The sequence below is a fragment of the Ectopseudomonas toyotomiensis genome, from assembly GCF_900115695.1.
Lineage (GTDB): Bacteria > Pseudomonadota > Gammaproteobacteria > Pseudomonadales > Pseudomonadaceae > Aquipseudomonas > Aquipseudomonas toyotomiensis.
Genome location: NZ_FOXK01000006.1, coordinates 213,473 through 226,724 on the forward strand (window position 1 = coordinate 213,473; position 13,252 = coordinate 226,724).

General features: G+C 63.8%; 11 protein-coding genes. 8 read left to right on the forward strand and 3 right to left on the reverse strand.

Translation table 11 applies throughout. The features are described 5' to 3' along the window. The first annotated feature begins 55 nt into the window (after positions 1-55). The gene (locus tag BM186_RS14080; RefSeq protein WP_074916047.1) at positions 56-916 is read left to right on the forward strand and encodes an outer membrane protein OmpK; all 861 of its coding nucleotides are present in this window, start codon (positions 56-58) and stop codon (positions 914-916) included. A 496-nt stretch (positions 917-1,412) separates the two neighbouring features. Beyond that, a complete protein-coding gene (locus BM186_RS14085) occupies positions 1,413-2,879 on the forward strand; it encodes an NCS1 family nucleobase:cation symporter-1 (RefSeq protein ID WP_072425648.1) in 1,467 nt (488 codons plus the stop codon). Between the two features lie 4 nt (positions 2,880-2,883). Here BM186_RS14085 and BM186_RS14090 read toward each other — a convergent pair whose 3' ends face one another. Both BM186_RS14090 and moaA read right to left on the reverse strand, forming a co-directional pair. After that, a complete protein-coding gene (locus tag BM186_RS14090) occupies positions 2,884-3,723 on the reverse strand; it encodes a transporter substrate-binding domain-containing protein (RefSeq protein WP_074916049.1) in 840 nt (279 codons plus the stop codon). A 42-nt stretch (positions 3,724-3,765) separates the two neighbouring features. Continuing rightward, positions 3,766-4,761: a GTP 3',8-cyclase MoaA gene (gene moaA / locus BM186_RS14095; protein ID WP_074916051.1), complete on the reverse strand. Its 996-nt coding sequence runs from the start codon at positions 4,759-4,761 to the stop codon at positions 3,766-3,768. A gap of 212 nt (positions 4,762-4,973) precedes the next feature. On the opposite strand from moaA, the gene BM186_RS14100 reads away from it, so the two are divergent. Then, the gene (locus tag BM186_RS14100) at positions 4,974-5,618 is read left to right on the forward strand and encodes a TetR/AcrR family transcriptional regulator (protein WP_003243302.1); all 645 of its coding nucleotides are present in this window, start codon (positions 4,974-4,976) and stop codon (positions 5,616-5,618) included. A gap of 154 nt (positions 5,619-5,772) precedes the next feature. Here the strand turns inward: BM186_RS14100 and BM186_RS14105 are convergent, their stop codons facing one another. Beyond that, entirely contained in the window at positions 5,773-6,207 is a 435-nt protein-coding gene (locus BM186_RS14105) for a GlcG/HbpS family heme-binding protein (protein ID WP_045735325.1), read from the reverse strand. A 335-nt stretch (positions 6,208-6,542) separates the two neighbouring features. Between BM186_RS14105 and gcl the strand changes: the two genes are divergently transcribed. The 5 genes from gcl (at position 6,543) to pyk (ending at position 13,159) form a co-directional block, all read left to right on the forward strand. Next, entirely contained in the window at positions 6,543-8,318 is a 1,776-nt protein-coding gene (gene gcl, locus BM186_RS14110; protein ID WP_074916053.1) for a glyoxylate carboligase, read from the forward strand. Positions 8,319-8,420: 102 nt separating this feature from the next. Continuing rightward, on the forward strand, positions 8,421-9,203 hold the full coding sequence (hyi, locus tag BM186_RS14115) for a hydroxypyruvate isomerase (protein WP_074916055.1): 783 nt from the start codon (positions 8,421-8,423) through the stop codon (positions 9,201-9,203). Between the two features lie 13 nt (positions 9,204-9,216). After that, positions 9,217-10,107: a 2-hydroxy-3-oxopropionate reductase gene (locus BM186_RS14120; RefSeq protein WP_074916057.1), complete on the forward strand. Its 891-nt coding sequence runs from the start codon at positions 9,217-9,219 to the stop codon at positions 10,105-10,107. A gap of 368 nt (positions 10,108-10,475) precedes the next feature. Continuing rightward, positions 10,476-11,747: a glycerate kinase type-2 family protein gene (locus BM186_RS14125; RefSeq protein WP_074916059.1), complete on the forward strand. Its 1,272-nt coding sequence runs from the start codon at positions 10,476-10,478 to the stop codon at positions 11,745-11,747. Further along, the gene (gene pyk, locus BM186_RS14130) at positions 11,744-13,159 is read left to right on the forward strand and encodes a pyruvate kinase (protein ID WP_074916061.1); all 1,416 of its coding nucleotides are present in this window, start codon (positions 11,744-11,746) and stop codon (positions 13,157-13,159) included. Before BM186_RS14125 ends, pyk begins: the two co-directional genes overlap by 4 nt. Positions 13,160-13,252: the final 93 nt, after the last annotated feature.

The window sequence follows — 13,252 nt, forward strand, 5'->3', positions numbered from 1 at the left end:
CCGGCGGCACGCCGCCGGGAGACGCACGCTTGCACTCCAACAATAAGGAAAACCGATGAAACTCAAGCATCTGCCCCACTGCCTCGCCCTGTCAGCCGGACTGTTCTCCGGCCAGCAGGCACTCGCTGGCGACCTGCTTTACTGGCAGGACAACAGCCTGTCTTATCTGTACGGCGAGAACTTCCAGCGCATGAACTTCAACGGCGAAGAACAGCGTACCCAGACCACCTTCACCTTCGAGCACGCCAGTGGTTGGGCCTGGGGCGACGTGTTCTACTTCCTCGACTATGTCCGCGCCGACAACGTGCAGTCGCGCGGCAGCTTCGACAACGGCACCTTCCGTCAGCATGACAAGAATTCCTTCTACTACATGGAGTTCTCCCCGCGCATCAGCCTGAGCTGGCTGACCGGGCAGAAGCTGGCCGCCGGCCCGATCAAGGACGTGTTCGCCGCCTTCACCTACGAGAAAGGCGAAGGCGGCCCAGGCCCGGAGAACTACCTGTACGGTGTCGGCCTGGACTGGGAAGTGCCCGGCTTCACCTACTTCAAGACCAACCTGTATCAGGTGAAGATCAACAACCACACCTTTTTCGCCGACAGTGACAGCAACGGCTACGCCACCCAGCTGACCGTCAGCGCGGCTTACCCGTTCAGCCTCGGCGACCAGGACTTCGCCGTCGACGGCTTCCTCGACTGGCGTTCGCCGTCGCGTGACGCCGGCACCCAGACCTCGATCGGCTCCTCGATCCAGGTCAAGTGGGATGCGGGCAAGGCCCTGTTCGGCAAGGAACGCCAGCTCTACGTGGGCACCGAGATCAACATGTGGCGCGCCAAGTACGGCGTGAAACCGGTGGATGGGTCGGACGATCGTTTCGACCAGACGGCTGTGCAGGCACTGGTCAAGTATCACTTCTGACCGCTGCCGCAACGCACTTGGCCGACGTCGGGTAGGGACAGCGGCCGGGTAAAAAGGGGGATGGGCGCTCGCGCCCTTCCCCCTTTTTCTTTGCGCCGAACGGAAAGGCTGGTGCGCACGGCGCACCCTACGGATGCGCACCCAGGTAGGGTGCGCCGCGCGCACCAAGCCGACCCACTCGAATCAGATCTGGCACCGCATCGGTGCACAAGCCAGTTGCCTATCCGGGTTTTTCATCAACGACTTGCAAGCATGCAACTGACCGCAAGGTCAAGTTTTTGATCACAATATTTCTATTTTTTGTGTGCAATTTGTCCGAAAGCCATATTCAGCAACGGATTTTCTGTGTACAAGACAAACAGGTTCCTACCGAAACACTGTCGAAATGGCTGTATACATCGACTCAGTCATGACGCGAATACAAAATCGGAACGGAACCTGCAGACAAATCTCCTCATACGCCGCCGCGGCGCAAGAACAAAACTGGGAGCTGTCCATGTCCAACACCGAAGATTTTCGCATCAAGAACATCGATCCCTCATTACACAACGAGGATCTCGCCCCCCTGGCTCCCGAGAAGCGCACCTGGGGCTGGTTCGAGATATTCAACGTCTGGTCGAACGACATTCAAAGCCTGTTCGGCTACACCCTGGCAGCCACGTTGTTCATCTCCTACGGGCTCAATGGCTGGGCAGTGCTGGCCGGTATCGTCCTCGCCGGCTGCATCGTCATGGGCCTGGTGCAGCTGACCGGCAAGCCCAGCGTCAAGTACGGCATCCCCTTCCCGGTGTTCGCCCGCGCCAGCATGGGCGTGCGCGGTGCCAACTTCCCTGCGCTGGTGCGTGGCATCGTCGCTATCTTCTGGTACGGCGTGCAGACCTACTTCGCCTCCACCGCCGTGGCCCTGCTGCTCAACTCGCTGTTGCAGCCGCAAGACCCGGCCGTATACATGGGACTGACCGCCATCGGCTGGTTGTCCTACGTTATCGTCTGCCTGTTCCAGGTAGGTCTGTTCGTCTGCGGCATGAGCTGGATCACCCGTTTCCTCAACTGGGCCGGGCCACTGGTCTATGTGGTGATGATCGCGCTGATGGGCCTGATCTGGTATCAGGCCGGCCCCAGCCTGCTCAGCGAGCTGGGCAATATCTTCAGTGGCACGGGCGAGTACAAGGCCGGCCCGGTGGCCGCCTTCTTCGCGGTGGTCGGTACCATGGTCGCCTACTTCGCCGCCGTGGTGATCAACTACGGCGACTTCGCCCGCTTCGTCAAAAGCGAGAAGCAGATGACCATCGGCAACTTCCTCGGCCTGCCGGTGAGCCTGGCGATCTTTTCGCTGATCGCCTTGGTGATCACTGCAGGCACCGTGGTGGTATTCGGCGAGACGCTGACCAACCCGACCGATATCGTTGCCCGGGTAGACAACCTGACCCTGACCATCATCGCCGCGCTGACCTTCTTCGCCGCGACCGTGGGCATCAATCTGGTGGCCAACTTCATCCCGCCGGCGTATGACCTGGCCAACCTGGCCCCAGCACATATCAGTGCGCGCACCGGTGGTTTCATCACCGCCGGCATCGCCTTCTTCATCGGCGCGCTGTGGGTCGCCTTCATCAGCAACGTCGGCATCGCCGCCTTCGTCGACACCCTGGGCGCCGTGCTGGCGCCCCTGTACGGCATCATCGTCGTCGACTATTACCTGGTACGCCGGCGCAAGCTCGATCTGCAGCAGCTGTTCAGCGCCGAGGTCGGCTCGGCTTACTACTTCGACGGCGGCTGGAACCGCAAGGCGCTGATCGCCTTTGCCATCGCCTCGGTGTTTTCCGTCGCCTCGGTGTGGGCGCCCGTTCTTAGCCAGCTGTCGGGCTATTCCTGGTTGCTCGGCGCCCTGCTCGGCGCGCTACTGCACTACGGTCTGATGCACGGCCAGGCGCAGGCGCTGAAACGCGCCAACGCCAGTATCTGAACGATCACGGACGAGACGAAGCCGGCGCCTGTGCGCCGGCTTTTTCTTTCTGCCGTTCGAGAAAGTCCACCTTCCACTGTTCCAGACCGATGTAGTCGCTATCGAGATTGGCCTCGACGCGATAGCTCGCCTTGAGAGCGGCAACCTGAGCCGAGCGCTCGGCAAGAAAGCGATCGAAACGCGCGATCAGCTGTGGATGACGAACGCTGGAGAGGTGAAAGCTGCCGCGGGTATGCGGCAACTTGGGATCAAAGACCAAAGCGCCCGGTCGCGCCCGGATGTTGTCCAGATAATGGGTGGCCACCACCACGTTGAAGTAGGCGCCATCGGTGTCCTGCTTCAAGGCCAGGCGAATCATCTGGCGCAGGTCGTCGCTGTAGCTCAGCTGGATCTGCCCACTGTCGATGGCATCTTCGTATCCACGTGGTGTCCAGCCCTGCACCATGGCCAGACGACGGATGTTCTCCCGCGCCTGCCCCTGGCGCTGCGGCGCCACCAGCACGCCGTCGACGTAATCGACCACCGCCTGGCTGTAGTGCAAGGTCATGCCTGCTTTCTGCGCGCCGGCCCAGTACGGGCTGTCGGGATACTTGAGATCGATCTCGCCACGCTGCAGGGCCGGCAGCAACTGATCCACGGGTAGCGCCTTGTAGCTCAGGCTAACCCCGCTATCGACGGCGAAAGCGTCCAGCACCTCACGAGCGAAGCCACGGTACTGACCTTCGCCATCAAGGTTGTAGTGCGGGGCGAATGGCAGGTCCTCGACGCCAACCACATAGGTCTGCGCCAGGGCAGCGGGCGTCAGCACGATGGTGGAAAACAGGCACAGACGAACGGGCTTCATTGAAAGCCTCCTTATTGTTGTTATGGAATCCGATCAGACGGCTCAGCCGCCGGTCATACTCATGAAGCGCACCACCTGCACCTGCTCGTCGGTGGCGAAGTGGTGCCGCTCGGGCTTCAGACGCAACGCCTCGATCAGCGCCTGACGCAGGCGCTCGCCGTCGCCCGGATGGGCGCGCAGCAGGCGCTTGAGATCCAGCGCGTTGTCGTGGCCGAGGCAGAGCACCAGCTTGCCCTCGGCGGTGACCCGCACACGATTGCAGTCGCCGCAGAAGTTGTGGCTGTGCGGCGAGATGAACCCCACCTGGGTCTGCGTACCGACCACCTGCCAGTAGCGCGACGGCCCACCGGTGACCTTGCTGCTACGCACCAGCGCATGGCGCTGCTCGATGCGCTGGCGCACCTCGTCGCTGGAGCAGAAGGTCTGCTCGCGGCTGTGGCTGACCACGCTGCCCAGCGGCATTTCCTCGATGAAGCTGATATCCAGGCCGCGCTCGATGGCGAACTCGACCAGATCCAGCACCTCGTCGTCGTTGCGCCCGCTCTGCACCACGCTGTTGAGCTTGATCCTGTCAAAGCCTGCGACACGCGCGGCGTCGATGCCAGCCAGCACCTGGGCGAGCTTGTCGCGCCGGGTGAAGGCGGCGAAGCGCTCGCGCTGCAGGGAATCCAGGCTGATGTTCAGCCGGCGCACACCGGCTGCGCGCAAGGGCGCGGCCATCTCCGCCAGTTGCGAGCCATTGGTGGTAATGGCCAGGTCATCCAGCTCGTCACGCTCACCCAGGCGCTGCAACAGGCTCAGCAGATTCTTGCGTACCAATGGCTCGCCGCCGGTGATGCGAATACGCCGCACGCCCAGCCCAATGAAGGCATCGGCCACGGCGTAGAGTTCTTCCAGGCTGAGAATCTGCGCACGCGGCGCGAACTGCATGTCTTCGCTCATGCAGTAGGTGCAGCGAAAATCGCAGCGATCGGTCACCGACAAACGCAGGTAGGTGATGCGCCGACCGAATGGGTCGACGAGCTGATGGGTATTCACGGTGGGTCTCCTGCAGCGTCACGCGCCGAGACTTTTTGTCATGGATAACGCTGTGCGCGATAGAAACAGAAAAGCGAATTCTTGTATACAGAAATTTGACCCAAGAGTCAGTTAAGCGCTGAGCAGCCCGTGGCCTCTGGCTTGAGCCTCGCGCAAAGCCGGTGCTACCATGCCCGACCGCCGCCCGGCGGCAGAGCAAACCACAGGGCCTTATGACCAGCATTCGCGAGCGTAACAAAGAGCTCATCCTGCGCGCAGCCAGCGAAGAGTTCGCCGACAAGGGCTTCGCCGCCACCAAGACCAGTGACATTGCGGCCAAGGCAGGCCTGCCCAAGCCCAACGTCTACTACTACTTCAAGTCCAAGGAAAACCTCTACCGCGAGGTCCTGGAAAGCATCATCGAGCCGCTGCTGGCCGCCTCTGCGCCCTTCAACCAGCCGGGCCACCCGAGCGAGGTACTGACCGCCTACATCCGCTCGAAGATTCGTATTTCCCGCGAGCTGCCGCATGCCTCCAAGGTATTCGCCAGCGAGATCATGCACGGTGCCCCGCACCTGTCGCCGGAGCAGACCGAACAGCTCAACGACCAGGCCAAACACAACATCGCCTGCATCCAGCGCTGGATCGACCAGGGCCTGATGGCCAAAGTCGACCCACACCACCTGCTGTTCAGCATCTGGGCCGCGACCCAGACCTACGCCGACTTCGACTGGCAGATTTCCACCGTCACCGGCAAGGCCAGCCTGGACGACGCCGATTACGAAGCCGCGGCGCAGACCATCATCCGCCTGGTGCTCAAGGGCTGCGAAGTCGCCCCGGCGCCGTCGACGGCGTCCGAATTGGTCAGCAGCGTCTAGCGGCTGACCATCGTAGGGTGCGCCGTGCGCACCAAAGGCTTCCCGAACGTCCGCGTCATAAGTCGGTGCGCGCGGCGCACCCTACGGGCCGCAGCCCGGATGCAATCCGGGGCATAGGGCGCACCGGCGGTAAAGCCGGTGCGCACGGCACACCCTACACCCCGGCATCCGCCTTCAGGCCGAGCGACTCCAGCGCACTCACCGCGCATTGCTCATCGATGTCCGAGGTGTCGCCGGTGATGCCGACGGCGCCGATCACTTCGCCGCGTTCATCGCGAATCAATACCCCGCCCGGCGCGGGTACCAGACTGCCTTGAGCCAGGTTATTCACCGCCCCGATAAAGGCCGGGCGCTGCTGTGCGTCGGCAGCGATCAGGCGCGAGCCCTTGCCCAGGGCCAGCGCGCCCCAGGCCTTGCCGATGGCGATCTGCGGGCGTAGCAGGCTGGCGCCGTCCTCGCGCTGCAGGCAAATCAGATGCCCGCCAGCATCCAGTACCGCGACGGTCAGCGGCGCCGCCTTTATCTCGCGCCCCACGGCCAGCGCGCGGTTACCGATGGCATTGGCGGTTTGCAGGTTCAAGTGGCTCATGGTGATGACTCCTGAAGTGACAAAGGGAACGAAACACCCGTAGCGAAGCCGGCACTGCGCACGCCGACAGCCCTGGGCAATCCAAAGCTCACCTTCACTATCCCACCAGAAACAAAAAATTCAACTACTACATACAATATTATTTTTTATTGTATACAGTTATCGCAACACACCTCTTTGTCTGCGCTGCCAGCCCCGTCAAACGGGCGTTTCAAAAGAATTTGGCCCAGGCGACAGGCTGCACCGGAAAAATTGTTGACCGCGAAGTCATGGCCTGCATAGAATCCTAGCCAGGTGTTTTGTATACAATCTGATAACAAAAGAGGCACAAGATAATGGCCAGAATGAGAGCAATCGAGGCAGCCGTACTGGTGATGCGCCGTGAAGGCGTCGATACCGCGTTCGGCGTCCCCGGCGCTGCCATCAACCCCCTGTATGCCGCACTGAAGAAACTCGGTGGCATCGATCACGTCCTGGCCCGTCATGTCGAAGGCGCTTCGCACATGGCCGAGGGTTACACTCGTACCAATGCCGGCAATATCGGCGTGTGCATCGGCACCTCAGGCCCGGCCGGCACCGACATGGTCACCGGCCTGTACTCGGCGTCGGCCGACTCCATCCCGATTCTGTGCATCACAGGGCAAGCGCCGCGTGCACGTATGCACAAGGAAGACTTCCAGGCAGTCGACATCACCAGCATCGTCGGCCCGGTGACCAAATGGGCCACCACGGTCATGGAGCCCGGCCAGGTACCGCGCGCCTTCCAGCGTGCCTTCCATGAAATGCGCAGCGGCCGCCCCGGCCCAGTGCTGATCGACCTGCCGTTCGACGTGCAGATGGCCGAGATCGAATTCGATATCGACGCTTACGAGCCGCTGCCGGTGGCCAAGCCGACCACCAGCCGCGTCCAGGCCGAAAAAGCCATCGCCATGCTCAACGACGCCGAGCGCCCACTGCTGGTCGCCGGTGGCGGTATATTCAATGCCGATGCGCAAGACAAGCTGGTGGAGTTCGCCGAGCTGACCGGTGTACCGGTGGTGCCGACCCTGATGGGCTGGGGCGCGATCCCCGACGACCACAAGCTGATGGTCGGCATGGTCGGCCTGCAGACCTCGCACCGCTACGGCAACGCCACCCTGCTCGCTTCCGACCTGGTATTCGGCATCGGCAACCGCTGGGCCAACCGCCACACCGGCTCGATCGACGTCTACACCGAAGGCCGCAAGTTCATCCACGTCGACATCGAACCGACTCAGATCGGCCGCGTGTTCAACCCAGACCTGGGTATCGCCTCCGACGCCGGCAACGCGCTGGACGCCTTCCTCATCGTTGCCCGCGAGTGGAAAGCCGCCGGCAAGCTGAAGGACCGCAGCGCCTGGGTCGAGTCGTGCCGTGAGCGCAAGCGCACCCTGCAGCGCAAGACCCACTTCGACAACGTGCCGGCCAAGCCGCAGCGCGTGTACGAGGAAATGAACGAAGCCTTCGGCAAGGACACCTGCTACGTCAGCACCATCGGTCTGTCGCAGATCGCCGGCGCGCAGTTCCTGCACGTGTACAAACCGCGCCACTGGATCAACTGCGGCCAGGCCGGCCCGCTGGGCTGGACCATTCCGGCGGCCCTCGGCGTGGTCAAGGCCGATCCGACTCGCAACGTGGTGGCGCTGTCCGGCGACTACGACTTCCAGTTCATGATCGAGGAGCTGGCCGTCGGTGCGCAGTTCAACCTGCCGTACATCCACGTGCTGGTGAACAACTCCTATCTGGGCCTGATCCGTCAGGCGCAGCGCGGCTTCGACATCGATTACTGCGTGCAGCTGGCGTTCGAGAACATCAACGCGCCGGAGCTCAATGGGTATGGCGTCGACCACGTCGCCGTGGTCGAGGGCCTGGGCTGCAAGGCGATCCGCGTGTTCGACCCGAACGAGCTGCAGAACGCCTTCGCCGAAGCCAAGCGCCTGATGGCCGAGCACCGCGTGCCGGTGGTGGTAGAGATCATCCTGGAGCGTGTCACCAACATCTCCATGGGCACCGAGATCAACGCCATCAACGAGTTCGAGGAACTGGCCGAGCGCGGCGTCGACGCCCCGACCGCCATCTCGCTGCTGGATTGATCCGTAGGGTGCGCCGCGCGCACCGCAAACGCCGCGACGCATCCATGGTGCGCACGGCGCACCCTACGCAGACCGCAATTGCACCACGACAAGGAGCACACCATGCCCCGTTTTGCTGCCAACCTGTCCATGCTGTTCACCGAAGTGGACTTCCTGGACCGTTTCGCCGCCGCCGCCGAAGCCGGTTTCAGCGGCGTGGAATACCTCTTCCCCTATGACTTCGCGGTGGAAGAGATCAAGGCCCGCCTGGACGCCAACAAGCTGGAACAGGTGTTGTTCAACCTGCCCGCCGGTGACTGGGGCAAGGGCGAGCGCGGCATCGCCTGCCATCCGGATCGCGTCGAGGAATTCCGCGCCGGCGTCGACAAGGCCATCGCCTACGCCAAGGTGCTGGGTAACAAGCAGATCAACTGCCTGGCCGGCATCCGCCCGCAGGGCCTGGACTGCGCGACCGTCGAGAAGACTTTCGTCGACAACCTGCGCTACGCCGCTGACAAGCTGGCTGGCGCCGGTATTCGCCTGGTGATGGAAGCCATCAACACCCGCGACATTCCCGGCTTCTACCTCAGCACCACCAAGCAGGCCCTGGACATCCGCGACAAGGTCGGTAGCACCAATCTGTACCTGCAGTACGACATCTACCACATGCAGATCATGGAAGGTGACCTGGCCCGCACGGTTGAGAGCAACCTGGCCGCCATCAACCACGTGCAGCTGGCCGACAACCCGGGCCGCAACGAGCCGGGCACCGGCGAGATCAACTACCGCTTCCTCTTCGAGCACCTGGATCGCATCGGCTACCAGGGCTGGATCGGCTGTGAATACAAGCCGGCAACCACCACCGCTGCCGGCCTCGGCTGGATGAAAGCGCACAACGCAATCTGAGGAGAATTTCCCAATGGCTAAAATCGGATTTATCGGCACCGGCATCATGGGCAAACCCATGGCGCAGAACCTGCAGAAGGCCGGCCACACCCTGTTCTTCTCCGAGCACTTCGACAAGGCTCCGGCCGACCTGGTTGGCGACAACGGCATCGCCCTGGCCAACCCGAAGGAAGTCGCCCAGGAAGCCGAATTCATCATCGTTATGGTGCCGGACACCCCGCAGGTCGAAGACGTGCTGTTCCGTGACAACGGCATCGCTCAGGGCGTCGGCGCCGGCAAGGTGGTGATCGACATGAGCTCGATCTCCCCCACCGCGACCAAGCAGTTTGCCGAGAAGATCAAGGCCACCGGCGCCGCCTACCTGGACGCCCCGGTGTCCGGCGGTGAAGTCGGCGCCAAGGCCGCTACCCTGTCGATCATGGTCGGTGGCTGCCCGAACGCCTTCGAACGCGCCCTGCCGCTGTTCCAGGCCATGGGCAAGAACATCACCCGCGTCGGCGGCAACGGTGACGGCCAGACCGCCAAGGTGGCCAACCAGATCATCGTCGCGCTGAACATCCAGGCGGTGGCCGAAGCCCTGCTGTTCGCTGCCAAGAACGGCGCCGACCCGGCCAAGGTGCGTGAAGCGCTGATGGGTGGTTTCGCCGGCTCGAAGATTCTCGAAGTGCACGGCGAGCGCATGATCAAGGGCACCTTCGATCCGGGCTTCCGCATCAGCCTGCACCAGAAGGACCTCAACCTGGCGCTGTCCGGCGCCCGCGAGCTGGGCCTGAACCTGCCCAACACCGCCAACGCCCAGCAGGTGTTCAGCACCTGCGCGGCCCTCGGCGGCAGCGGCTGGGACCACTCTGCCCTGATCAAGGGTCTGGAGCACATGGCCAACTTCAATATTCGCGGCGAGTAAGCGCTGCCCTCTCGGGAAATCCGTGGGAGGGGCTTCAGCCGCGACTGTCGCCGCTGAAGCGCCTCCCACAGATCCCGAAGGCCCCGAGCTTCGCCCACCCTTTCGACCTTCCTGGCAGGAGGTGTCACGGCCCGATTGCCAGGTCGGTCGATTCCACTCCCCAGGCGCTGCCACGCGGCGCCTGCGGACTGGAATCGATCCAGCGTCACCCTAACGGGCATGCCGCGCAGGCACCCCGATTCATCGAATCCTACGCGGCACGCCCGCCTCCCTCATCCGGCGCTTCGCGCCACCTTCTCCCAACGGGAGAAGGGCATAAGGAAGGCGTCGCTACGCGACTTTCACGCCAAGAACAAGAGAACATCGCCATGACCTTCGACCCGCAACGCCTGCTGCGCGACCTGTTCGCCACCGCCATCGCCGCCGCCCATCCGCGCCAGGTGCTGGCCGACCATCTGCCCGCCGATCGCAGCGGCCGCGTCATCGTCATCGGCGCCGGCAAAGCCGCAGCGGCGATGGCCGAGGTGATCGAGCAGGAGTGGCAAGGCGAGGTCAGCGGCCTGGTGGTGACCCGCTACGAGCACGGCGCCGACTGCAGGAAGATCGAAGTGGTGGAAGCCGCTCACCCGGTGCCGGACGACGCCGGCGAGCGCGTCGCGCGTCGTGTGCTGGAGCTGGTGTCGAACCTGGCCGAAGACGACCGGGTGATCTTCCTCCTCTCCGGCGGCGGCTCCTCGCTGCTGGCGCTGCCGGCAGACGGCATCAGCCTCCAGGACAAGCAGGCGATCAACAAGGCGCTGCTCAAATCTGGCGCCACCATCGGCGAGATGAACTGCGTGCGCAAGCACCTCTCGGCGATCAAGGGCGGCCGTCTGGCCAAGGCCTGTTGGCCGGCCACCGTCTATACATACGCCATCTCCGACGTACCCGGCGACGAGGCCACGGTAATCGCCTCCGGCCCCACCGTGGGCGACCCGACCACCTCGGCCGATGCCCTGGCGATTCTCGCTCGCTACGAGATCGACATCCCGGCCAATGTACGAACCTGGCTGGAAGATCCACGCTCGGAAACGGTCAAGCCGGGCGATCCGGTGCTGTCGCGCAGCCACTTCCAGTTGATCGCCACCCCGCAGCAGTCGCTCGACGCTGCTGCCGCCAGGGCCGAAGCGGCCGGTTTCCCGGTGCTGATTCTCGGCGACCTGGAAGGCGAATCGCGCGACGTGGCCAAGGTGCATGCCGGCATCGCCCGCCAGGTGCAGCTGCACGGCCAGCCGATCAAGCCGCCGTGCGTGATCCTCTCCGGCGGCGAAACCACCGTTACCGTGCGCGGCAACGGCCGTGGCGGACGCAACGCCGAATTCCTCCTCAGCCTCACCGAGAGCCTCAAGGGCCTGCCCGGCGTCTACGCGCTGGCCGGCGACACCGACGGCATCGATGGCTCCGAAGACAACGCCGGCGCCATCATGACGCCCTACAGCTACGCCCGCGCCGGCATCAAGGGCCTGTCCGCCCGCGACGAGCTGGACAACAACAACGGCTATGGCTACTTCGCCGCCCTCGACGAGTTGATCGTCACCGGGCCGACCCGTACCAACGTCAACGATTTCCGCGCCATTCTGATTCTCGAGAACGACCAATGAACGCCGACAAGAAAGTAAAGATCCTCGCCACCCTCGGCCCGGCCATCCGCGACGCCGCGCATATCCGCCAGCTGGTGGAGGCCGGGGTCAACCTGTTCCGCCTCAACTTCAGCCACGGCGAGCACGCCGACCATGCCCAGCGCTATCAGTGGGTGCGCGAGGTGGAGCGCGAGCTGAATCAGCCCATCGGCATTCTCATGGACCTGCAGGGGCCCAAGCTGCGCGTCGGCCGTTTCGCCGAAGGCAAGGTGCAACTGGTCAACGGCCAGAGCCTGCGCCTGGATCTGGACGCCTCGCCCGGCGACGCCAGCCGGGTCAACCTGCCCCACCCGGAAATCATCGAAGCCCTGCAGCCGGGCATGAGCCTGCTGCTGGACGACGGCCGCCTGCGCCTGAAAGTGACCGGCAAGCAGGCCGATGCGGTAGACACCTGCGTGATCGCCGGTGGCGAGCTGTCCGACCGCAAGGGCGTCAACGTTCCCGAGGCGGTGCTGCAACTGTCGCCGCTGACCGAAAAGGATCGTCGCGACCTGGCCTTCGGCCTGGAGCTGGGCGTGGACTGGGTGGCGCTGTCCTTCGTGCAACGCCCCGAGGACATCGTCGAAGCCCGTGAGCTGATTGGCGGCAAGGCCTTCCTGATGGCCAAGATCGAGAAGCCCTCGGCGGTGCAGCATCTCGAGGAAATCGCCCGTCTGTGCGACGCCATCATGGTGGCGCGCGGCGATTTGGGCGTGGAAGTGCCGGCCGAGAACGTGCCGCGCATTCAGAAGGACATCGTGCGCACCTGCCGCCAGCTCGGTCGTCCGGTGGTGGTGGCCACGCAGATGCTCGAATCCATGCGTTTCTCCCCGGCGCCGACCCGCGCCGAAGTCACCGACGTGGCCAACGCCGTGGCCGAAGGCGCCGATGCGGTAATGCTGTCGGCCGAGACCGCCTCCGGCGACTACCCGCTGGAAACCGTGCAGATGATGAGCAAGATCATCCGCCAGGTGGAAAACGGCCCGGACTACCAGACCCAGCTCGACGTCGGCCGCCCGCAGGCCGAGCCCACCGCCAGCGACGCCATCAGCTGCGCCATCCGCCGCATCAGTTCGATCCTGCCGGTGGCCGCCCTGATCAACTACAGCGAATCCGGTGCCAGCAGCCTGCGCGCCTCGCGCGAGCGACCCAAGGCGCCGATCTTGAGCCTGACGCCGAGCCTGACCACGGCGCGGCGCCTGACCGTGGCCTGGGGCATCTACTCGGTGGTCAACGAGCGCCTTCGTCGGGTCGAGGAAGTCACCAGCACCGCGCTGGAGATCGCCCAGGCCCAGGGCATGGCCAAGCGCGGCGAAACCGTGGTGATCACCGCCGGCGAACCCTTCGGCCAACCTGGCAGCACCAACAGCCTGAGGATCGAAACGCTGCATTGAGCCGCACTGCTCTCCTGTAGGGTGCGCCATGCGCACCGAAAGCCATACGCACGAATAAAAGGTGCGCACGGCGCACCCTACAAAGCTCCGCCA

Coding starts and splice junctions, on each gene's coding strand:
- BM186_RS14080 (WP_074916047.1), top strand. CDS start 56: ATGAAACTCAAGCATCTGCCCCACTGCCTCGCCCTGTCAGCCGGACTG.
- BM186_RS14085 (WP_072425648.1), top strand. CDS start 1,413: ATGTCCAACACCGAAGATTTTCGCATCAAGAACATCGATCCCTCATTA.
- BM186_RS14090 (WP_074916049.1), bottom strand. CDS start 3,723: ATGAAGCCCGTTCGTCTGTGCCTGTTTTCCACCATCGTGCTGACGCCC.
- BM186_RS14100 (WP_003243302.1), top strand. CDS start 4,974: ATGACCAGCATTCGCGAGCGTAACAAAGAGCTCATCCTGCGCGCAGCC.
- BM186_RS14105 (WP_045735325.1), bottom strand. CDS start 6,207: ATGAGCCACTTGAACCTGCAAACCGCCAATGCCATCGGTAACCGCGCG.
- gcl (WP_074916053.1), top strand. CDS start 6,543: ATGGCCAGAATGAGAGCAATCGAGGCAGCCGTACTGGTGATGCGCCGT.
- hyi (WP_074916055.1), top strand. CDS start 8,421: ATGCCCCGTTTTGCTGCCAACCTGTCCATGCTGTTCACCGAAGTGGAC.
- BM186_RS14120 (WP_074916057.1), top strand. CDS start 9,217: ATGGCTAAAATCGGATTTATCGGCACCGGCATCATGGGCAAACCCATG.
- BM186_RS14125 (WP_074916059.1), top strand. CDS start 10,476: ATGACCTTCGACCCGCAACGCCTGCTGCGCGACCTGTTCGCCACCGCC.
- pyk (WP_074916061.1), top strand. CDS start 11,744: ATGAACGCCGACAAGAAAGTAAAGATCCTCGCCACCCTCGGCCCGGCC.